18 protein-coding genes and 1 riboswitch are annotated in these 19,214 nt (G+C 66.8%); of the genes, 7 read left to right on the top strand and 11 right to left on the bottom strand.

Features of this window, described 5'->3' with window-relative positions:
• Window positions 1-13: 13 nt before the first annotated feature.
• The 8 genes from EKM57_RS04405 to EKM57_RS04440 all read right to left on the bottom strand — a co-directional run bounded on the left by EKM57_RS04405 (window position 14) and on the right by EKM57_RS04440 (window position 7,417).
• On the bottom strand, window positions 14-265 hold the full coding sequence (locus EKM57_RS04405) for a hypothetical protein (RefSeq protein ID WP_129791261.1): 252 nt from the start codon (window positions 263-265) through the stop codon (window positions 14-16).
• 84 nt (window positions 266-349) lie between these two features.
• Window positions 350-1,342: a type II secretion system F family protein gene (locus EKM57_RS04410; RefSeq protein WP_129791262.1), complete on the bottom strand. Its 993-nt coding sequence runs from the start codon at window positions 1,340-1,342 to the stop codon at window positions 350-352.
• Window positions 1,343-1,361: 19 nt separating this feature from the next.
• Window positions 1,362-2,330: a type II secretion system F family protein gene (locus EKM57_RS04415; RefSeq protein WP_129791451.1), complete on the bottom strand. Its 969-nt coding sequence runs from the start codon at window positions 2,328-2,330 to the stop codon at window positions 1,362-1,364.
• 40 nt (window positions 2,331-2,370) lie between these two features.
• Window positions 2,371-3,657, bottom strand: a complete 1,287-nt coding sequence (locus tag EKM57_RS04420; protein WP_129791263.1) for a pilus assembly protein CpaE — start codon at window positions 3,655-3,657, stop codon at window positions 2,371-2,373.
• Complete coding sequence (locus EKM57_RS04425) at window positions 3,657-4,310, bottom strand: CpaD family pilus assembly lipoprotein (protein ID WP_165357168.1); 654 nt, start codon at window positions 4,308-4,310, stop codon at window positions 3,657-3,659. Before EKM57_RS04425 ends, EKM57_RS04420 begins: the two co-directional genes overlap by 1 nt.
• 32 nt (window positions 4,311-4,342) lie before the next feature.
• Entirely contained in the window at window positions 4,343-5,884 is a 1,542-nt protein-coding gene (locus tag EKM57_RS04430; RefSeq protein ID WP_129791265.1) for a type II and III secretion system protein family protein, read from the bottom strand.
• Window positions 5,885-6,898 (bottom strand): Flp pilus assembly protein CpaB, encoded by a 1,014-nt coding sequence (gene cpaB / locus EKM57_RS04435; protein WP_129791266.1) that lies wholly within the window; start codon window positions 6,896-6,898, stop codon window positions 5,885-5,887.
• A 48-nt stretch (window positions 6,899-6,946) separates the two neighbouring features.
• A complete protein-coding gene (locus tag EKM57_RS04440) occupies window positions 6,947-7,417 on the bottom strand; it encodes a prepilin peptidase (protein ID WP_129791267.1) in 471 nt (156 codons plus the stop codon).
• A gap of 50 nt (window positions 7,418-7,467) precedes the next feature.
• On the opposite strand from EKM57_RS04440, the gene EKM57_RS04445 reads away from it, so the two are divergent.
• Window positions 7,468-8,436 (top strand): alpha/beta fold hydrolase, encoded by a 969-nt coding sequence (locus EKM57_RS04445; protein ID WP_165357169.1) that lies wholly within the window; start codon window positions 7,468-7,470, stop codon window positions 8,434-8,436.
• Window positions 8,436-9,554, top strand: a complete 1,119-nt coding sequence (locus EKM57_RS04450; RefSeq protein ID WP_129791452.1) for an FAD-binding oxidoreductase — start codon at window positions 8,436-8,438, stop codon at window positions 9,552-9,554. The genes EKM57_RS04445 and EKM57_RS04450 overlap by 1 nt, the downstream gene beginning before the upstream one ends.
• A gap of 13 nt (window positions 9,555-9,567) precedes the next feature.
• On the opposite strand, the gene EKM57_RS04455 is transcribed toward EKM57_RS04450, so the two are convergent.
• Entirely contained in the window at window positions 9,568-12,015 is a 2,448-nt protein-coding gene (locus EKM57_RS04455) for an ABC transporter permease (RefSeq protein WP_129791269.1), read from the bottom strand.
• A 284-nt stretch (window positions 12,016-12,299) separates the two neighbouring features.
• Here EKM57_RS04455 and EKM57_RS04460 point away from each other — a divergent pair, with 284 nt between their 5' ends.
• Together EKM57_RS04460 and EKM57_RS04465 are read left to right on the top strand one after the other, a co-directional pair.
• On the top strand, window positions 12,300-12,725 hold the full coding sequence (locus tag EKM57_RS04460) for a hypothetical protein (RefSeq protein WP_129791270.1): 426 nt from the start codon (window positions 12,300-12,302) through the stop codon (window positions 12,723-12,725).
• A gap of 75 nt (window positions 12,726-12,800) precedes the next feature.
• Window positions 12,801-14,765 carry a TonB-dependent receptor domain-containing protein gene (locus EKM57_RS04465; protein WP_129791271.1) on the top strand — a complete coding sequence of 655 codons (1,965 nt, stop codon included), beginning with the start codon at window positions 12,801-12,803 and terminating at the stop codon, window positions 14,763-14,765.
• A 177-nt stretch (window positions 14,766-14,942) separates the two neighbouring features.
• Here EKM57_RS04465 and rnhA read toward each other — a convergent pair whose 3' ends face one another.
• Together rnhA and ispH are read right to left on the bottom strand one after the other, a co-directional pair.
• A complete protein-coding gene (gene rnhA, locus EKM57_RS04470) occupies window positions 14,943-15,383 on the bottom strand; it encodes a ribonuclease HI (protein ID WP_129791272.1) in 441 nt (146 codons plus the stop codon).
• A 16-nt stretch (window positions 15,384-15,399) separates the two neighbouring features.
• Window positions 15,400-16,347: a 4-hydroxy-3-methylbut-2-enyl diphosphate reductase gene (ispH, locus tag EKM57_RS04475; RefSeq protein WP_129791273.1), complete on the bottom strand. Its 948-nt coding sequence runs from the start codon at window positions 16,345-16,347 to the stop codon at window positions 15,400-15,402.
• A gap of 108 nt (window positions 16,348-16,455) precedes the next feature.
• Here ispH and EKM57_RS04480 point away from each other — a divergent pair, with 108 nt between their 5' ends.
• From EKM57_RS04480 to gcvH, 3 genes are all read left to right on the top strand, one after another.
• Window positions 16,456-17,100 (top strand): hypothetical protein, encoded by a 645-nt coding sequence (locus EKM57_RS04480; RefSeq protein WP_371414116.1) that lies wholly within the window; start codon window positions 16,456-16,458, stop codon window positions 17,098-17,100.
• 352 nt (window positions 17,101-17,452) lie between these two features.
• A riboswitch (glycine riboswitch) is annotated at window positions 17,453-17,553 on the top strand.
• 169 nt (window positions 17,554-17,722) lie between these two features.
• Window positions 17,723-18,835: a glycine cleavage system aminomethyltransferase GcvT gene (gcvT, locus tag EKM57_RS04485; protein ID WP_129791274.1), complete on the top strand. Its 1,113-nt coding sequence runs from the start codon at window positions 17,723-17,725 to the stop codon at window positions 18,833-18,835.
• Entirely contained in the window at window positions 18,832-19,203 is a 372-nt protein-coding gene (gcvH, locus tag EKM57_RS04490; protein ID WP_129791275.1) for a glycine cleavage system protein GcvH, read from the top strand. Before gcvT ends, gcvH begins: the two co-directional genes overlap by 4 nt.
• Window positions 19,204-19,214 lie beyond the last annotated feature (11 nt).

The raw sequence follows: 19,214 nt of genomic DNA on the forward strand, positions 1-19,214 counted from the left end.
CGACTAATCGGTTCTATAGCGGCCCGCGCCGGTCTTCCGGGTGGCGCCGCGCCTCGTCCCGGGCGGCGGCATGGCGGAGCGTGTCCATCTCGTCCGCCTCACGCCTCAGGCGCGCATTCTCCGCTTCCAGCTCCTCGCGTCGCGCGACCTCGTCGCGGTAGCGGCGTTTCCATTTCGGACTGGCGAGGAATGCCATGCCGAGGAACAGGCCGAGCAGAAACGCCAGCAACAGCACCAGCCACTGGTCGGGCGTGAAAGCTTCCATGGCTCGCTCTCCGTCGTTGATCGCGTCAAGAACCGCGAGTGCCGCACGATTGTTCCGCGGCAGTTACGAGGGAGACGCCGCGCGTCAGGACATCAAGGAGTCCTTGATCGAGCAGGCGGCCGGCCCGAGAATCACGATGAACAGCACCGGAAGGATGAACAGGATCAGCGGCACCGTCATGATCGCGGGCAGGCGCGCTGCCTTCTCCTCCGCGCGCATCATCCGTTCGTTGCGGAATTCGGCCGACAGCACGCGCAGCGCGCTCGCCAGCGGGGTGCCGTATTTCTCCGTCTGGATCATCGTCGCGACGACTCCGCGGACGGCTTCCAGGTCGATCCGATTGGCTAGATTCTCGAAGGCCTGGCGCCGGTCGGTCAGGAAGCCCAGCTCGATCGAGGTCAGCGCGAACTCGTCGCCCAGCTCCGGATAGGCCTTGCCCAACTCGCGCGCCACGCGGCCGAACGCCGCGTCAACGGTAAGACCTGCCTCGGCGCAGATGACCAGCAGGTCGAGGGCGTCGGGCAGGCCCTTGCGGATCGCGTCCGAGCGCTTCTGGACCTTGTTCTTGAGATAGAGGTCGGGCGCCTTGTAGGCGAGAATGAGGGTACCGGCCACCAGCCCGTATTTCTTGACCGGCCCCCAGGTAGGGAAGGTGTCGAGAAAATAGACCAGGACGATCGCCGTCCCGCCGAGCACCACCGGCAGCACGAAGCGCGCGAAGATGACGACGAAGGCTAGATCCTTGGAGCGGATGCCCGCCTGCATCAGCCGCTGCTGGGCCTTCACCACCTGCTCGTCCTGAAGCATCTTGAACGAGGCGAGGAGGCCGCGGACCTTGTCGGCCATTTCGTTGCGATTGCTGATGCTCTTGCGGCGTCTCGAGGTGGAGGCGACGATGCCGGCCTTGAGCTGCTCGCGCCGCTGGTTGAGTGCCTTGACCCTCTTGGCCATGGGATCGCGCACCGTCGCGGCCGCGTAGATGGCGACGAGCACTGCGAGCGTCGCCACGGCGGCGAGCCCGCTCGCGATCATGGCGATGTCGATTCCGAGCAGGGTCGGGGGAGGGGCGGGTGCCATCGTTGCTGCGCTTTCCCTGTCAGATCTCGAAGCTGACCATGCGCGACATGATGAACGCGCCGATGGCCATCCAGACCAGCCCGACTCCGCCGGCTATCATCAGCCGCGGGTCGACGAAGAAGTTCTGCATATACTTGTCGTTGACGAGCCAGATCAGGCCGAAGACAATGAACGGGAGCGCCCCGACTATATAGGCCGAAGCCTTTGACTCCGAGGACATGGCGCGAATCTTCAGTTTCATCTGGGCGCGCTTGCGAAGCACGTCGGCCAGGTTCGAAAGCGTCTCCGCCAAATTGCCTCCCGTCTCGCGCTGGATGGCGAGCGAGATGACGAAGAACTGGAATTCGGGCGTGCCAAGCCGCTCCGAGGTTTCCTGAAGCGCCGCCTCCATCGTCCGCCCGATCTTCATCTTGTCGCCGACCGTTCGGAATTCGACCGAGACCGGACCCGGTATTTCGCTGGCGACGATGCCGATCGTCTCGGAGATCGGCAGGCCCGAGCGAAGTCCGCGAACCATCAGCTCGATCGCGTCCGGGAAACGCGCCGTGAACTTGTTGATCCGAAACTTGATCAGTTTGCCGATGACGAAATGCGGCAAAGCGACGCCTGCGAGCGCACCGAAGCTGATCGCGATGATCGCCGGCGCGCCCCTGAACAGGAGAAGCAGGCCGACGACGAGCCCGATACCGATCGAGGCTCCTACATAATGGGTGAGGGTCCAGGACTTGCCGGTTTGCTCCAGCCGGCGCCGCAGGAGGGCCGGGTTGGGAATGAAGCGCTGCGCAAAGCCTTCGGTCTTGCTCTGGCGCTGCGCGAAGATCCGCTTGAGTTGGGCCTGCGCAGCGATTTCGGAAGAGCGGCTGTGACGGATGCGGACGTTCTCGAGCCTTTTCGCCTGCGCCCGGGCGGTCGACGGGGAGGAGAAGGCGGCGATGAGGAGGAGCATCGCGCCGAACAGCCCGGCGGCCATCATGAGCATCGGGAACATGGCGGACATCACGCAGTCTCCATTCGTCGCGTGACGGCGGTCAAGCCGTCTGCGCCACCGTTGCCTTGGGCTTCTTCGCGACGAGCGACTTGAAGTTGCCGAGCTTGCCGAGCAGCGATCCGCCCGCCGGCTTTCCTCCAGCTTCTTCGGCCGCGGCCGCCTGCTCGAGCGCAAGCGCCAGCAGCTGATTGAGGGGCTGTGACAGTTTCGACGTCTTGGCTGCCTTGGCGAGCGGTTGGCCCAGCTTCGCAGCCTGCATCGCGGCCTTCGAATCGGACGGGAGCAGGATGTCGACTTTGCGCTCGATCGAATGCTCGAAATCCTTGCGGCTGACCTCCTGGATGCCCGGCACGACCTTGTTGGCGGCGACGATCACCTTGGCTTGCCCGGCATTCGCCTTGAGCCATGAAAGGACGCGGATCGCATCTCGCGTAGCGGCGAGGGTGAAGTCGACCACGACGATGACGACGTTCACGTCGGTTACCAAGTGCGGGAACTGCACCACCATGTTGCGCGGCATGTCGATCACCGTGCCTTCGAAGGCATGGCGGATCTCTTCCTGCAGTTGAAAAAAGGCTGAGCCATCCGTCAGAATCCACTGATTCAGTGGCGCCTCGGCCGAGAGGACGCTAAGCCGATCGTTGGCTCGGACCATCGCCCGTTCGATGAACAGACCGTCGATGCGGCTCGGATTCTCGATCGCATCGGTGAGACCGCGGCCCGGCTCGAGGTCGAGAGCAAGCGCGCCGGTACCGAAATGCACGTCGAGGTCGAGCAGGGCGGTGGACCGGCCGGCCTTGTCGCCCATCAGCCAGGCGAGCGAGGACGCGATCGTCGACGCGCCGACGCCGCCGCGCACCCCGATCACCGCGGCGGTGACGTTCGGCCGCTCGGCCGCTGTCTCGGTGACGCGAGGACCGGAGATGATCATCTGGGCGTTGGCGAACGCGTCCCGCAGCTGGTCCGCGGTGAACGGCTTCAGCAGATAGTCCTGAATGCCGCTCGCGACGAGGTCGCGATAAAGGCGGACGTCGTTCACCTGCCCGGCGGCGATGACCACGGTGCCGGGCTCGCAAACCTCGGCAAGCGCATTGATGTCGCTCAACGGGTCCCCGGATTCGCTGAGATCCACGAACAGGATGCTGGGGCTCGCCGATACCGACAGTGTCTGCACGGCATTGCGCAGGCCGCCTTTGTTGACCTTTTCGGGCGACCAGCCATGCTCGACCGCGACCGGGCGCAGAAGGTCTGCGGTCGCATCATCGCAAACGAAGGCGGTGAAGGGATCGCGTAGCGAGGCTGCGCGGGCGTTGAAAGGCGCGTTCATTACTGACCACCCGTTGAAGCGCTGGGAAGGGATGGGGCGCTGCCCGGCTGCCGGGCGCGGTAGGTGCGCACGGCGCGACTGGCGGTGGTGCCGCTGCCGATGGTCGTGCCTTCCTGGCCGAGCACGAGATCCTCGGGATTGGCCACCATCGCGGCGAGGTTCGAGTTGGTTGCGCAGCCGTAGTTGGATGTCGAAGACGTCGTCGCGATGATGTCCGGCTCGCTCCAGTCCGGGCATCCCGACACGCTTGCCGTGGTGCGGGTCGCGATTACCCGGACCATCCCCGGCTGAACGTTCCCGGTCAGCACCGGCGCGCCATCGGCCACCTCCATGCCATAGTCGGCCGCGATGCGCGTGATCGCGTCCCGAGCCTGCGGGCTGAAGAAGCCGCGCGGCTCGTCGATGGCGAGGCTGTCGCCATAGCCGGTCCCGATCGATTGCAGCCACGCGTCGAGCCGCTGAAGCTCCGCTTCGGAAAGAGCATCGCCGCTGGACGAAAGATCGAGCACATAGTCGGTGCGCTGCACCACCGGCTGGTGAAGCGAATTCAGCGTCCGATTATTGGCCGGTGTGGTCGGCCCCTGGTTGAACGCGCAGCCGCCGGCCGCCAGCCCGAGGGCGGCGAGCGCGGCGAGGGTCGTGATGCGGGTCATAGTCGATCCGTCCTTTCCATCTCGGGCGTTCATCAGAAGCCGAAGCCCGGCTGGGCCGAAGTTCCAGTCTGCGGCGCGGGCAGTGCCGAAGTCTGCGCCAGCTGAGCCGGTGCCGGCCCCGGGACCGGAGCGGCGCTGCTGATCCCGTCGATTCCGGGCGTGGTCACGGTCTGCGGCGCCGACATTACCGGGACGGGGCGCTGTTCGCCCGTGAGGCTGTCATGATCGCGTCCGATCAGGATACGCTGCGGATCGTTGGCGTGCCGATAGCCGTCGGTCGGCAGCGAAATCTGCGAGGCCGAGACCGGCCGGACGAGATAGGGCGTAACGACGATAACCAGCTCGGTCTCGTTGCGGCGGAAGTTGTTCGACCGGAACAGGGCGCCGATGATCGGCAGATTGCCGAGAAACGGCGTACGCTCGAAGCCGTTGTTTCCAGTGTTGCGCAACAGGCCGGCGATCACGAAACTCTGGCCGGAGCCGAGCTCCACCGTCGTCTCTGCACGCCGGGTCGTGAGCGCCGGTATCTCGATATTGCTCAGAGTGACCGCGCCTTCGCTGGTCAGTTCCGACACTTCGGGGCGTACCCGCATCGAGATGCGGCCGTTCTCGAGCACGATCGGGCTGAAGGCGAGACCGACGCCGAACTGGCGATATTCGACCGAGATCGCGCCCAACGCCTGCGAGATCGGGATCGGGAACTCGCCGCCCGCCAGGAAGCTCGCCGTTTCGCCCGACAAGGCGGTCAGCGTCGGCTCCGCGAGAATGGTGACCAGGCCGGTATTCTCGCTCGCATTGACCGCGCCGGCCACGTCCACGCCGAAGATATTCCGGAGGAGGAGCCCGGCGTTTGAGGTCCCCTCCGGGCGAACGAACGAAAAGCCGCCATCCTCGCCGAACTCGCCGACCTCTCCGCCGCGTCCGAAAACGAACCCGGTGCTGCCGCCAGAAGGGTCCAGCGAATCGATGTTCACGCCGAGCCGGCGGGTAAGGGACCGGCTCACCTCGGCGATCGTCACCTTGAGCATTACCTGCTGGGGTGTTGCAAGGCGCAGCCGGCTGATCACTTGGGTCGCCTCGCCGACGAACGTCTGGACGAGACGCTCGGCCTCCTCCGCGTCGGTCGGCTGCGCGACCGTGCCGGTCAGCAGGACCATCCCGTTCAGGGGAGTTGCCTGGATATCGGCTTCAGGCATGGCGAGATCGAGCAGTTCGCCGACCGAGCCGAGATTTTGGCCCACGCGAACGTTGGTCGAGTAGACGACCCGTCCGGCGCGGTCGGTGGCGTAGACGGTCGTGCTGCCTGCGGCCTTCCCGAAGATGTATATCTGATTGGGCGACCGGACGTTTACATCGGCAATGCCTTCATTGGCGACGAATAGGTCCGTGATCGCACGATCGAGCCGCATCATGCGGCCGGTTCCGACCGAGAGGGTGATCTCGTCCGAGGGCGCGACCGCACTGGCGGTCTGGGCCGAAGCCCGGGCCGGTACCGTCGCGGCAAAGCCGGCCGCCAGCGTCGCCGCGAGGGCGGTGCCGAGAGAGGCCCGGCCAATAGCGTTGAACTTCAACATTTATCGTGCTCCCACCGGAACGACCGTCACCGCATTGCCGCGGGCGATGCGGACCACCGGCCCGGTATGGGCCGGGTCCACGCCCGGGGCCGCTCCCTGCGCGGGCGCAGCTTCGTTATTCTCCGGCGCCCTTCCGGGCACGCTGCGGCGCTGGAAGCGCGAGACGTCTCCGCCGACCGTGTAGGTCGTGCCGCCCTCGGTCGGACGATTGGCGACCGCCAGGAGCATGCTGCGTTCGGCAGTGGGATCGTCGCTCTCCGGCACGTCGATTTCGCCGGCGGCGATCGCGCGCTCCAGCTCGGCCGTCGTGTCGGCAAGCGAGCGCAGCGACAGCGTGATCGAGCCGAGGCGCTGTGCGACCGCGATCTTCTCGGCCAGCTGCGGCGTCGCCTCGAACGTCACCGTGTCGCGGTTCCGCGCCACCTGGTTCCCATTCTCGTCGCGCGTGTTGATGCTGTTGTCGACCGCAAGGACTCGGATGTTGCGGATGATCGTCTCAGAAACCTGGAGCGGGGCGCCGTCACCGCCACCGGCGACTTCCTGGGTCAGGACCATGTCGACGCGGTCGCCCGGAAAGACGAAGCCGGCGACGCCGCTCGTCTCCGAGACCGAGACAGTCACAGCGCGCATTCCGGGGCCGAGCGCCGCGGCGAGGAAGCCGCGCTCGCCGGGACGGATGAGCGAACCGCGCGTCGCCGGCTGACCGGCATTGATCTCGTTGCGGACGACGGTGCCGATCAGGGTCGTAGGATCTGAATTCTCCTCGCCTCGGACGTAATAGGCGTCCTGGACCAGACCTTCGGGCCAGGGTTGATAGCGCAGGTCCTCGGCGGTGATGATCGTTCCGACGGGAAGGGTGCGCGTGGCGACCATGATTTCCGGCCCGACGGGCGCGGCCTGGCGCGCAACCGCCTGCGGTGCCCCAGCCCCGGTGAACATGCTCTTCGCCATGAATGCCGTCACGCCGGCAATGACGAGTGCGCCGATCAGCAGCGCGAGTTTCTTAACGTCCATGGCGACTGTCGCCTCCCCGGTGGGACTGAAAGGATCGAGCCGCCCTCATCAGCCAAAATGGTAAAGAAAACGTTGGGCAATCAGCCATAATCCGCCGAATGCTATGGCAACTCCGTAGGGCACTTCGATCGGCGCCTTGCTTCGGGCCAGCCGCTGGCGGATCAGCATCGCCGCGGTCAGCGCGCCGCCGGCCAGCGACATGATGACGAGAAGCATCAACACCGCCTGCCAGGGCAGCCACAGCGCCAGGGCCCCGATCAACTTGACGTCGCCTCCGCCCATCGCGCCGATCGCGAAGGCCGCGGCGAACAGAGCGAAAACGAGCAAGGCGACGCCCGCCTGCAGCGCCGCATCGGGCCAGAACGGCAGTCCCGTCGCCCACCAGAAGGCCGGTGCGAGCAGGGCGATTGCGGCGACGAGGCTGTTGGGAATGGTCCGCGTGCGCAAGTCCGACGCCGATGCCGCGAGCAGCATCAGCGCCAGAAGTGACAGCAAAATCCAGGCGAACCCCGTCCCCATCGCGAGAGGCCACTAGACGGGCTTGCTTTCAAAACCGTAACCGCGGCGTCGTGGTCAACGAAAGTTTCACCGATCCTGCCGGCACGAATCTCCGGCGCAGCCATCCCGCCGGCGCGGTCTTTTCGGATTGGCACGCCCCGGACGACTGGGTGCTGCGGCGAATGGACTGGCTCCAGCCGGCCGGCGTGGCACCTCGCGGCAGCCTGCTGTTCGCCGGCGGGCGCGGCGACTTCATCGAGAAATATCTGGAGATCTACGCCCACTGGCATCGGGCAGGCTGGAATGTCATGGCGTTCGACTGGCGCGGGCAGGGCCGGTCGCAGGCCGGCGAACCGATGCCCGCCGCGTTCAGCTTCGATCCTCTGGTGGCCGACCTCGACGCGTTGATCCGCGACTGGGCGTCCGATTCGCCCGGGCCGCACGTCGCCGTTGGTCATTCGATGGGCGGACATTTGCTGCTGAGGACCGTTGTCGAGCGCCTGCCGCCGATCGACGCCGCCGTGCTGGTGGCGCCGATGATCCGGGTCAACAGTTCGCCCTTGCCCGAATCCATCGCCCCTTCTGTCGCCGACACGATGTGCCTGCTGGGATGGCGCGACCGGACGGTCTGGAAAGCTCCGCCGGGAGGCCTCGCCGCGGGCTCCGGACGGCACCGTATCCTCACCACTTGTCCCGAACGCTATTCGGACGAGCTCTGGTGGTGGGAACGTGAGCCGGGCTTCAATCTCGGCGGAGTGACCTGGGGCTGGCTCCGCGCCGCCTATCGTTCCGCCGCTGCTTTCGCGCCCGACCGCCTCGGCGCGGTGAAACTGCCCATCCTGCTGATCGGCACCGACCGCGATCGGCTGGTGAGCGCGCAGGCGATCCGCGAGGTCGCGGCGCGGCTGCCCGGCGCCGAGCTCAAGATGTATCCCGACGCCGGCCATGAAGTCCTGCGAGAGGCCGACCGGATCCGGCTCGACGCTGTGGCGAGGATCGACGGCTTCCTGGATGCGCATGCCGGGGCAGAGCCCTCGTGATCCGCCGCGTGGACGTTGCGGTTATCGGCGCCGGAATGGCTGGTGCAAGCCTTGCGGCGGAGATTGCGGGCGACGCATCGGTGCTGATCCTGGAAGGAGAGAGCCTGCCGGGCTATCACAGCACCGGGCGGTCGGCGGCCTTCTGGTCGGAGACCTATGGCGGGCCACTGGTGCAGCCGCTGACCAGCGCCTCGGGCCCGTTTCTTGCCGACCCGCCGTCCGATTTTTCGGATGCGCCTTTTCTGGGTCCGCGCGGCGCGCTGCACATCGCGGACGCGGCCGGGAAGGCGAGGCTCAACGCCTTCGCGGCGGAATTCGCAAGCTCGCCCGTATCGCTCGAGCGCCTCGGCCGGCAGGATCTTCTTGTCGCCGTGCCGGGCCTCCGCACCGGCTGGGACGAGGGGCTGAGTGAGCCAAGCTGCTCGGATATCGACGTGGCCGCCCTTCACGCCGCCTATCTGAGGCGCGCTCGCTCCCTCGGGGCGGAACTGGTCGCCGACGCTCGCGTCGAGCACGCCGAGCGGGACCGCGGGCGATGGCGGATCGAGACGAGGGCCGGCACCTTCGAGGCCGGCATTCTCGTCAACGCCGCCGGTGCCTGGGCGGACGAGGTGGCGCGCACGGCAGGCGAGCGACCGGTGGGCATTCAGCCCTATCGCCGCACTCTCGTCCAACTACGGGTGGATCCCCCGGCTCCCGGGACATTGCCGCTCGTCATCGACGCGCAGCATGAATTCTACTTCAAGCCCGAGACGGGCGGGCGATTATGGCTGAGCCCCCATGACGAGTCGCCCTGCGATCCGGGCGACTGCGCAGCGGAGGAATATGATGTGGCGCTCGCCATCGACCGGCTGCAGCGGGTGGTGGATTGGCGGGTCGATCGGGTCGAGCGGGCGTGGGCCGGCCTGAGAAGCTTTGCCCGGGACCGAGCCCCTGTCTACGGCTTCAGCCCGAGCGGCCGCGACTTCTTCTGGTGCGCCGGCCAGGGGGGCTTCGGCATCCAGACCGCCCCGGCCGCGTCGAGAATGGCAGCGGCGCTGCTGCTTGGCCGGGAGCCGGATCCGATGGTGTCGCACATCGATCCTGCCCCCTATCTTGCCGAGCGCTTCCTCGGCTAGACTGCCTCTCCGCTCATTCCCGCCGCAGCGCCGTAGCGGGATGCAGCCGAGAGGTCCTGACGCTGTGCGCAGCGACCGCGGCTGCGGCCAGGAGGACAGCCACCAAGCTTGCCGAAACGAAGGCCAGCGGCGGCATGTCGATGCGGTAGGAAAAATTGTTCAGCCAGTCTCGGGCGACGTACCAGGCGATGGGCCAGGCGATGAGGCTCGCCAGCATAACCGGCCTGAGGAGGTCCCACATGAGGAGCCTCAATATGTCGCGCGTGCGTGCGCCAAGCACCTTGCGCACCGCGATCTCCCTGGTGCGCCGTTGCAGCGAGAATGCCGCCATGGCGACCAGGCCGAGGCAGGACAGAATGATGGCCAAGGCGGAGAAGAAGGTGAGCAGGGCGAGTTGCCTCGCTTCCTTCGCGTAGAGGTCGCCGATCAGGTCGGCGAGGAAGGCGCGCTCGATCGGGTGACCGGGGACGCGCTCGCGCCACAGACGATCGGCGAACGCGCCGAAGCGCTCCGCGCTGCCTGGCTGGATCCGGACCGAGATGTTGCCGCCGGCCTGGTCGTCCAGGAGATATATCTCGTCCCTGATCGGTGCGTGGAGCGACCGGAAATGGAGATCGGGGACGACCCCCACGACCTCATAGGCGACCTCGCTGCCTTGGAGGATTTGGCCGATCGCCTCCTCCGGCCGACTGAGGCCGAGGCGATCGAGGGACGAGTGGTTGAGCACTACGGGTCGCGTCCCGGCCGTGTCGCCCTGCCGGTCCGGTTCGGAGCGTGACGCGCGTTCCTGCGACGCGGTCCGTCCGGCGAGGGGCGCGACCCCGTAAGTCTCGAAGAAGGCGGTATCGACCCTGTGGTATCCGAGCTGTACCGGGCGGCTCTGGCCGCCGAACCGAATGGTGAGATTGTCCTCGGAGGTATCGGAAGGAACGGCCGAGGAAAGGGAAACGCCGCGCACGTCCGGGTGGCGGGCAAGTGCGTCGGCAAAGGCGCGGGCGTCGATCGCCTGCCGTGGGCCATCGGGCATGCGAATGACGGCGAGGTCGGCGCGGTCAAAGCCGATGTCCATCTCTCGCGTGAGGCGCCACTGCATGGACATGGTGATGGTCACCGCCACCAGGCCGATCGAGATGGCGAATTGAAGCACCAGCAACGCCGTGCGGAACCGGCCGCCCGATCGCCGCGCGAACTCGCGGCTGAGCGCCGTGGAAGGCATGATCCGCGCGATCAGCAGGGAAGGGTACACGCTTGCCGCGGCCGCGGTCGCGAAGATGAGCGCGGCAACGCCCGCCCAGACGGAGGCGATGTTGGGCCGCAGATAATCTGCGGGTAGCCCCAGCCTGGACTCGATATAAGGGAGGGCGATCTCGACCAAGGCGACGGAAACCATTCCGGCAATGCCGGCGATCAGCAGCGCCTCGAGCAGGAACTGAAGTATGATGTCGCGGCGCTTCGCCCCCACCACTTTCCTCAGGGCGACCTCGCGGGTGCGCAAGCTCGCGCGCGCGGCGAGGATGTTGCCGAAGTTGATGCAGGCGACCAGCAAGATCAGAGCGGCTACCGCCGACAAGGCGACGACGGTGGTGCGGCTGGAGGGCGGACGCATCGCCTCGATTGCGGCACCTTCGAAATGGACGTCCCGAACGGGCACGAAGCGGAATTGGAAGAGTTCGTGGGGTGGCGTGCTGATCGCCTCCCGGAGCGCCGCGGGAAGGCTTCGGTCGACCAGCGCCGGCAGCCGGCGCTCTACGTCCTCGGGCCGTGCGCCGGGCCGCAGCCGCACATAGGTGTGGAAGTAGGCGCCGGCCCAGCTGTCCGGGATCGCCATCGTCGCGTCGCTGCCGGCGCCGAAGAAGGCGGCATGCGGAATCGCGACGTCGAAGGCCATGTGGCTATTGTCGGGGATGGTCTCGAACACGCCGCTGACGATGAAGTCCCGCGGCTCCGGTGCCGCGATCGTGACGACGCGCCCGATCGCTGATGAGTCGCCGAACAGTCGTTCCGAGGCACGCTGACTGATCGCCACGGAACGGCTTCCGTCGAGCGCCCGCTCCGGCGAGCCCGCGACGAATGGCAGGCCGATCACGGAGAAGAAATCCGGGTCGGCGGCAAGGATCCGCTCGGGAAAGCGCTGGTTCTCCCGCAGCAGATCGGCTTCGGTCCGGAAGGCGCGGGTGATCGCCTCGATCTGCGGAAACTCCGTCTCGAGCGCGCCAGCGAGAGGCCCGGGCGCAAGCGCGATCTCGATACTGTCGTGTCCCGGCACCGTCTCGACCGTGTCCACGCGATAGAGGTTCTCGCTTTTCGGGAGGAAGGTGTCGTAGCTATGCTCGTAGCGCACGTAGAGGCCAATCAGCAGAACGCTCGCCAGGCCAAGCGCCAACCCCCCAAGGTTGACCAGGCTGAACCACCGGTCAGCGACGAGCAGTCGCAGCGCCAGTTTCAGATAATGAAGCACCATCGATCCGCTCCTCCAGGTTTCACCATATCGACTCCAGACGCGACCTCCGTCGAGTCCCTCCTTCACTTCGTCGCAGCGCGGCAGTGGACCCTCCGCTGGCGACGTTCACGACGGATTGACGGCATCGTGGCGCGCTGCCCGCAGCCGAGCGACGCGGCAGCAACCTAGATCGGCTGATGTTCGGGCGGTCCGCCCATGACTGCCACGAAGCGCAATCGCTTCCTGGCGACGACGGAAGCGGCCCGCCGATTGTCGTAGCCGGACCTGGGCGCTAAGCGGCGCGCGTGACCCGTTCCGGACCGCGGAAGCCGATCGGCCCCTTGCTTCTCCTGATCGGCTGCGCGCTGCTGCTGCGCGGGCTGATCCCGGCCGGTTGGATGCCGGCCAGCAGCGGGGACGGCTTCGTCCTCGAGCTCTGCTCCGGCCGGATGCCGGGCGGCGCGCCCGAAGAGTTGCGCGCTGCTCGCGAACTGCTTGACGCAGCGCTCGCTGGTGCCGCGGAACATCGCGACAAGGATGAGGGCTCCGCCAAGGACCAGCCCTGCACCTTTGCCGCATTCGCTCCGGCCTGGGCTGGGCCTGCGGCTTTCGCGTCACCACCGCCGCCCCCGGCATCGACCGAAGCGCTTCCACCTGCGCTGATGGGGGCCGTCGGCCGCGGCCTGCCGGCGCCTCCGCCGCCGGCTACAGGCCCACCGCTTCACGCCTGATATCGCCGTGCACCGGGAATCCCGGTGAAACCGGCCGCGTCGGTCGCGGCCGCATCGATTTCAGGAAGATGATCCATGCGATTTTCGCTGTTCGCGGGCGCCGCCTTGTGCGCGCCCGTCCTTGCTGGTGCCTTGCAGGCGCCGGCTCATGCCGCCGATCAGGCCATCGTCGTCACCGGTCGACACGTTACCGAGAGAGAGAAGGAGGTTCGCCGACGACCGGGCGGAGCCGACTTCGTGGCGGCAGCCGACTATGAGAACAAGGTGGCGGTCTCGCTGCGCGACGCCCTGGCCTTTTCGCCCGGCGTTTACGCCCAGCCGCGATATGGCCAGGAAGTGCGCTTGTCGATCCGAGGATCGGGCGTCAGCCGCGGGTTCCATCTGCGCGGCCTGGCCCTGCACCAGGACGGTATTCCCATCAACCTGGCGGATGGCAGTGGCGACTTCGAGGAACTCGACCCAACCGTCATGGAGCATATCGAGGTCTATCGCGGCGCAAGCGCTCTGCGCTTCGGTGGGACCACGCTGGGGGGCGGCATTGACGCGATCACCCCAAACGGCCGCTCCGCCCGCGGAGTCTCGCTGCGCCTCGACGGCGGCAGCTTCGACACGCTGCGTGGGGCCGTTACCTACGGCTATTCCGACGAAATCGGCGACGCCTGGCTGGCGCTTGCCGGTGACGGATCGGATGGCGACCGCGACCATGCCGACCGCGAGGCGCTGCGATTCCACGGCAATGTGGGCCTTCGTCTCTCCGGCACGGTCGAAACGCGATTCCATGCGAGCGCCCAGCGCCTTCGGCAGGAGCTTCCGGGCGGACTCGCCCTCGCCGACGCGCTGGAACGGCCGCGCACCGGCAATTCTGTCGGCGACTACCAGCGAAACGTGGATTCGATCCGCCTGCAGAATCGGACTCGCGTCGCGCTCGGCTCCGGCACGATCGAGTTTGGCGGCTTCGCGAACTTCAAGGCCCTTGACCACCCGATCTTTCAGGTGGTGGATCAGGTCTCGACGGACTGGGGCCTGTTCACCCGCGTCGATCTCGTCCGGGGACCCTTCGAACTTACCCTCGGCGGTGCCGCGCGCTTCGGGAGGGTCGCTGCGCAGCGTTACGCAAACGTCGATGGGCGTCCCGGCGCGCGCACCTTCGAGGCCGACCAGCGGGCGGAGACGGTCGATCTCTACGGCGAGGGCCGGTACCGGATCGGGCGACTCAGCCTGATCGCCGGCGGCGTCTTCAGTCACGGCCGGCGTGCGCAGGAGCAGAGGTTTCCAGCGAGAACAAGCGGCCGCTTCGCGGACGATCAATTCTCCCCGCGGTTCGGCCTCATCTGGGCGCCCAGCGCGGACGTCGAGCTCTATGGGAATTACAGCCGTTCGCACGAAATGCCCGGTTTCATGGAGCTGGCGCAGGTGGCGGGGTTCGTGCCGCTCAAGACGCAGCGCGCCTGGACCTGGGAGATCGGGGCGCGAGGTCGTGTCGGAGTCGCTCGGTTCGACGTCAGTCTCTACCGCTCGGACGTTCGGGGCGAACTGCTCCAATTCGAGATCGGACCGGACATCCCGGCCCCGACCTTCAATGCCGAGCGCACGCGCCACCAGGGCATCGAAGCCGGGATCGATCTCGACCTGGCCTCCTGGGCGCGGCTGCGTCAGGTCTACCAGTATAACGGCTTCCGTTTCAGGAACGACCCTCACTACGGTGACAACCGCCTGCCGGTTGTCGCGAAGCACCTCTATCGCGCCGAACTCAGACTCGGCAGCGAGCGACTTCACGTCGCTCCGGTGCTGGAATGGGTGCCGGAGGGCGCGTGGGCCGATTATGCGAACCAGCTCCGGGTGGATGGCTATGCGGCGATCGGCGTCAGCGCCGAGGCCGAATGGCGCGACGGGCTCAGCCTGTTCCTCGACGCCCGCAATCTCACCGGCACCGACGCGATCGGCGATATCACCGCCACGATTGCCGCCGATCCTGCCGCAAGGATCTTCTACCCGATCGAGCGCCGCGCCGTATATGCGGGGATCCGGGCGAGGTTCTAGCGAAACGCCGGGACCGGCAGCTAGGCACAGAAGAACCGCAATTCGTCTGGTTCAGGCGTGATCCGATTCCGTCGGATCACGCCCCAGAAGTTGCTATGCGGAGCGGCCGGTCCTGGGCAGCGCGAGACGGCGCCGAATGTTTCGATCGCGGCCTGTGGCCGCGAGCCGCCGGGGCGTTCAACGGCGCGCCGCCGCTCCGGCTGCATCACAGGCCAGCCGGTCGGCGCGCTCATTCTCCGGATGGCCGGCATGGCCTTTCACCCAATGCCACTCCACCTGGTGAGGTGCCGCGGCCTCGACCAGCTCCTGCCACAGGTCGGCATTCTTCACGTCCTTCTTCGCTGCGGTCTTCCAGCCGTTGCGGCGCCAGCCATGGATCCATTTGGTGATTCCATCCCGCACGTAGATGCTGTCGGTGTACAGCGCGACGCGGCACGGACGCTTCAGCGCCTCCAGGCCGCGGATCGCCGCGAGCAGCTCCATTCGGTTGTTGGTCGTGAGCGGCTCTCCGCCGCTGATTTCCTTCTCGTGCGCGCCGGACCGGATCACGGCGCCCCAACCGCCCGGCCCGGGATTACCCTTGCAGGCGCCATCGGTGAAGATCTCGACGTCGGTCACGTGCAGCGGGTGAGCCTCAGGCGGCCAGGCCGGCAGGGAGCTTGAACGTCATCCGTTCCTCGACGCCGTCCACGGGCGCCTCTTCAATCTCGAACCTCTGCGCGATCGCGTCGACCACTTCGCGTACGAGCACCTCGGGCGCGGAGGCGCCGGCGGTGATGCCGAGGGTTCGGACATCGCCAAGCCAGTCGAAATCGATGTCGCTGCCGCGACCCACCAGTCGGGCCCGAGTTCCCTCACGTTCGGCGACCTCGACGAGGCGCACCGAATTCGAGCTGTTGGGCGCGCCGATTACCAGCATTGCATCGCAGCGCCCGGCGATCGCCTTGACGGCTGCCTGCCGGTTCGACGTCGCGTAGCAGATGTCTTCGCGCTTTGGCGCCTCGATCGACGGAAAGCGTCGACGCAATATGTCGACGATCTCGGCGGTGTCGTCGACGGAGAGGGTCGTCTGTGTCAGGAAGGCCAGCCGCTCGGGATCGGCAGGAATCACCGCCTCTGCGTCGGCTCGGGTCTCGATCAAGGTGATGCTGCCGGCGGGGACCTGGCCAAGCGTCCCGATCACTTCGGGATGGCCCGCATGGCCGATGAACAGGATATGGCGGTCCTTCTCGATGTGGCGCTCGGCCTGGCGATGGACCTTGGAGACGAGCGGGCAGGTGGCGTCGATATAATCGAGCCCACGTGCCTCGGCCTTGGCGGGCACGGCCTTGGGAACGCCGTGGGCGGAGAAGACGACCGGCACGCCGTCCGGCACCTGGTCCAGCTCGGGAACGAACACCGCGCCCTTCGTCTTCAGCGCCTCGACGACGAACTTGTTATGGACAATCTCGTGGCGAACATAGACCGGAGCCCCGTAGCGCTCGAGCGCCAGCTCGACGATGCGGATGGCGCGATCGACGCCCGCGCAGAAGCCGCGCGGCGCGGCGATCAGCAGCGTCAGAGGAGGCTTGGCGTCTGGCATTGGCCGGCGCTCTACCGGATTGCTTGCTTGCACGAAACCCGCTTCCTATGATCCCTTGCCTGTCCTAGGGGGCATGTAAGCAACCGCCACCTGAAGTTCGAGGATCCCTTGCGCCTGTCCAGATCGAAAGCGGCCGTCGCCGTCCTGCTCTCCCTCGGCCTGCTCGGTTGCGCGCGCCAGGGTGACATCTATCAGTCGGGGATCCTGACCACCTACACGGCCTGCCCGGCGGTCGCGATTCCGGCGCCGGCGGGCGACATCACCCTGTTCAACCCACCCACGAGCCGCGACGCCAGCGCGATCGACGTGGTTGCCACGATCACCAACCTGCGCAGCACCTGTGACGAGACCGGCGAGTATATCGTCACCCACGCCACCTTCGACGTTCACGCACAGCGGCGCGACAATCGCGGTCCGCGTGAGGTGGTGCTGCCCTATTTCGCCACCGTCGTTCAGAGCGGCGACAATGTCGTCTCCAAGAAGGTCAGCCGCATCGGTCTGCGCTTCGAGGACGGCCAATACAGCGCGAGCTCGTCCGGCACGGCGACATCCCAGGTGCTCCGCTCGGCCGCGACTTTGCCTGAGGATATACGCCGCCAGATCACCCGGGAACGCCGCGCCGGCGACCCGCAGGCCGCGCTCGACCCGATGGCCGATCCCGCCGTGCGCGCCGCGGTCGATCGGGCTACCTTCGAGCTGATGATCGGCTTCGCGCTCGACGAAGAGCAGTTGCGCTACAACGCCACGCGCTGATCGACCTCCGGTCGATTCTGTTCCTCTCCTGCCTCCCCCATGCCAGCGTCGAGAGCGGGTTCAGATTTCGCTTGTGGGCGAGCTTCGGATCCTTGCGGGGCGATCTGGGGAAGAGGTGCGGCCCTCCTTGCGCTTTCTCCGCCTCGCGAGGAACTCCAGCGAACCTGGCCCCAAGAACATGCCCGGTCGAAGTGACGATCCCTGGATAGTGTGTTCAGCGCGGCGATGTTCAAGTCGAACCGTCAGTAACGCTTACAATTCGTTAGGAAATTCTCCGAAAACCTACGAAACGACCGATTGACTCGGATCCAACGAGCGGTCACAGCACCGGTGTCTTCGGCGGGCAACCGCCGATGGGCCAGCGGGAGAGCGCGGCCGGACCGAGAGGCCCGTGCCGCCGCCGAAGGAGCAACCGCCCCGGAATCTCTCAGGCAGAAGGACCGCCGGCCCACGACACTCTGGAAAGCGTTCGCCTTGGCCATTGGTCGGGGCGGGCCACCGAAGGGGTAAGTCCGATCTAGCTTCGGCGGCGGACGAAAGCTCTCAGGTCCCGGTGACAGAGGGGGTGCTGGAAGAAGGCGCCGCGAGGCGCCGACGAGCCCCCGCTCGCTGGAGACTGGTGATGAGCGATTCCGGAAATCTCCTGCCGCTCGACGCGTGGCACCGGCGCCTCGGCGCGCGGATGGTGCCGTTCGCCGGTTACGCGATGCCGATCCAATATGAAGGCATCCTGGCCGAGCACCGCTGGACCCGCGAATCCGCCGGCCTGTTCGACGTCAGCCACATGGGCCAGCTCCTCATCGCCGGTCCCGGCGTCGAGAAGGCGCTCGAGGCGCTGCTTCCCGCCGACCTTGCCTTGCTGAAGGAGGGGCGCCCCAAATATTCGATGCTGCTGACCGACGACGGCGGAATCATAGACGATCTGATGGTCACTCGCCGCGGTGACCATTTCTACATGGTCGTCAACGGCGCCACCAAAGAGGGCGACATCGAGTGGCTCCGGGGCAATTTGCCGCAGAGCGTCGTGCTCGATCATATGAAGGAGCAGGCGCTGCTGGCGCTGCAGGGTCCCAAGGCAGCCGAGGCGCTGGGCCGCCTTGTCCCCGAGGTCGCCAACCTCACCTTCATGACGGGAGACGCCTTCACCATCGCCGGAATCCGGACTTGGATCAGCCGGTCCGGCTATACAGGGGAGGACGGCTTCGAGATTTCGGCGCCGGCCGGCTCGGTCGAAGCGCTCGCCGATCTGCTGCTCGACCAGCCGGAGGTGAAGCCGATCGGGCTCGGCGCGCGCGATTCGCTGCGGCTCGAGGCGGGGCTTCCGCTCTACGGCCACGATCTCGACCTGACCACCACGCCCGTAGAGGCCGATCTGGCCTTCGCCTTGGCGAAACGCCGACGCGAGGCGGGCGGTTTTCGCGGCTGGTACAGAATCGCCCGGGAACTCGCGGAAGGTCCGGTCCGCAAGCGCGTCGGCGTCGCAATCGACGGCCGCCAGCCGGTCCGCGAGGGCGCGCTGGTCGTCGATCCAGAAGGAAACGAGGTCGGCAAGGTGACGAGCGGCGGCTTCTCGCCCACGCTCGAGGCGCCGATTGCCATGGCCTATGTGCCCATCGCCGAGGCGGCGCCGGGCACGGCGGTCTCGCTTGCCCAGCGCGGCCGGATCTTCACCGGGCGGGTCGTCCCCATGCCCTTCGTCCCCCACCGCTACCATCGCAAGGGAGCCGGTCTATGAGCGTCTACTACACCAAGGAGCATGAGTGGATCCGGGTCGACGGCGATATCGCCACGGTCGGGATCACCGATTTCGCGCAGGGTCAGCTCGGCGACGTCGTCTTCGTCGAAGTTCCCGATGCCGGCCGCCATCTGGCTCGTGGAGGCGAGGCGGCAGTGGTGGAATCGGTCAAGGCGGCGTCGGACGTCTATGCGCCAGTCGGCGGCGAGGTGATCGAGGGCAACCAGGCCCTCGTGGACGATCCGGCCTTGGTCAACAGCGATCCGGAAGGAGAGGGCTGGTTCTTCAAGATCCGCCTCGCCGACACTCACGAGATCAACGACCTCATGAACGCCGAGCAGTACAAGGCCTTCTGCGACCAGCAATGAGCGCGCGCGGC

Source organism: Sphingosinicella sp. CPCC 101087 (genome assembly GCF_004151485.1).
GTDB lineage: Bacteria > Pseudomonadota > Alphaproteobacteria > Sphingomonadales > Sphingomonadaceae > Allosphingosinicella.

Bases quoted from the DNA above. Each gene is read 5' to 3' on its own strand.
- EKM57_RS04405 (WP_129791261.1), bottom strand. From the start codon at position 265: ATGGAAGCTTTCACGCCCGACCAGTGGCTGGTGCTGTTGCTGGCGTTT.
- EKM57_RS04420 (WP_129791263.1), bottom strand. From the start codon at position 3,657: ATGAACGCGCCTTTCAACGCCCGCGCAGCCTCGCTACGCGATCCCTTC.
- ispH (WP_129791273.1), bottom strand. From the start codon at position 16,347: ATGCCAGACGCCAAGCCTCCTCTGACGCTGCTGATCGCCGCGCCGCGC.
- EKM57_RS04410 (WP_129791262.1), bottom strand. From the start codon at position 1,342: ATGGCACCCGCCCCTCCCCCGACCCTGCTCGGAATCGACATCGCCATG.
- gcvH (WP_129791275.1), top strand. From the start codon at position 18,832: ATGAGCGTCTACTACACCAAGGAGCATGAGTGGATCCGGGTCGACGGC.
- EKM57_RS04465 (WP_129791271.1), top strand. From the start codon at position 12,801: ATGCGATTTTCGCTGTTCGCGGGCGCCGCCTTGTGCGCGCCCGTCCTT.
- EKM57_RS04455 (WP_129791269.1), bottom strand. From the start codon at position 12,015: ATGGTGCTTCATTATCTGAAACTGGCGCTGCGACTGCTCGTCGCTGAC.
- cpaB (WP_129791266.1), bottom strand. From the start codon at position 6,898: ATGGACGTTAAGAAACTCGCGCTGCTGATCGGCGCACTCGTCATTGCC.
- EKM57_RS04415 (WP_129791451.1), bottom strand. From the start codon at position 2,330: ATGTTCCCGATGCTCATGATGGCCGCCGGGCTGTTCGGCGCGATGCTC.
- EKM57_RS04430 (WP_129791265.1), bottom strand. From the start codon at position 5,884: ATGTTGAAGTTCAACGCTATTGGCCGGGCCTCTCTCGGCACCGCCCTC.
- gcvT (WP_129791274.1), top strand. From the start codon at position 17,723: ATGAGCGATTCCGGAAATCTCCTGCCGCTCGACGCGTGGCACCGGCGC.
- EKM57_RS04440 (WP_129791267.1), bottom strand. From the start codon at position 7,417: ATGGGGACGGGGTTCGCCTGGATTTTGCTGTCACTTCTGGCGCTGATG.
- EKM57_RS04425 (WP_165357168.1), bottom strand. From the start codon at position 4,310: ATGACCCGCATCACGACCCTCGCCGCGCTCGCCGCCCTCGGGCTGGCG.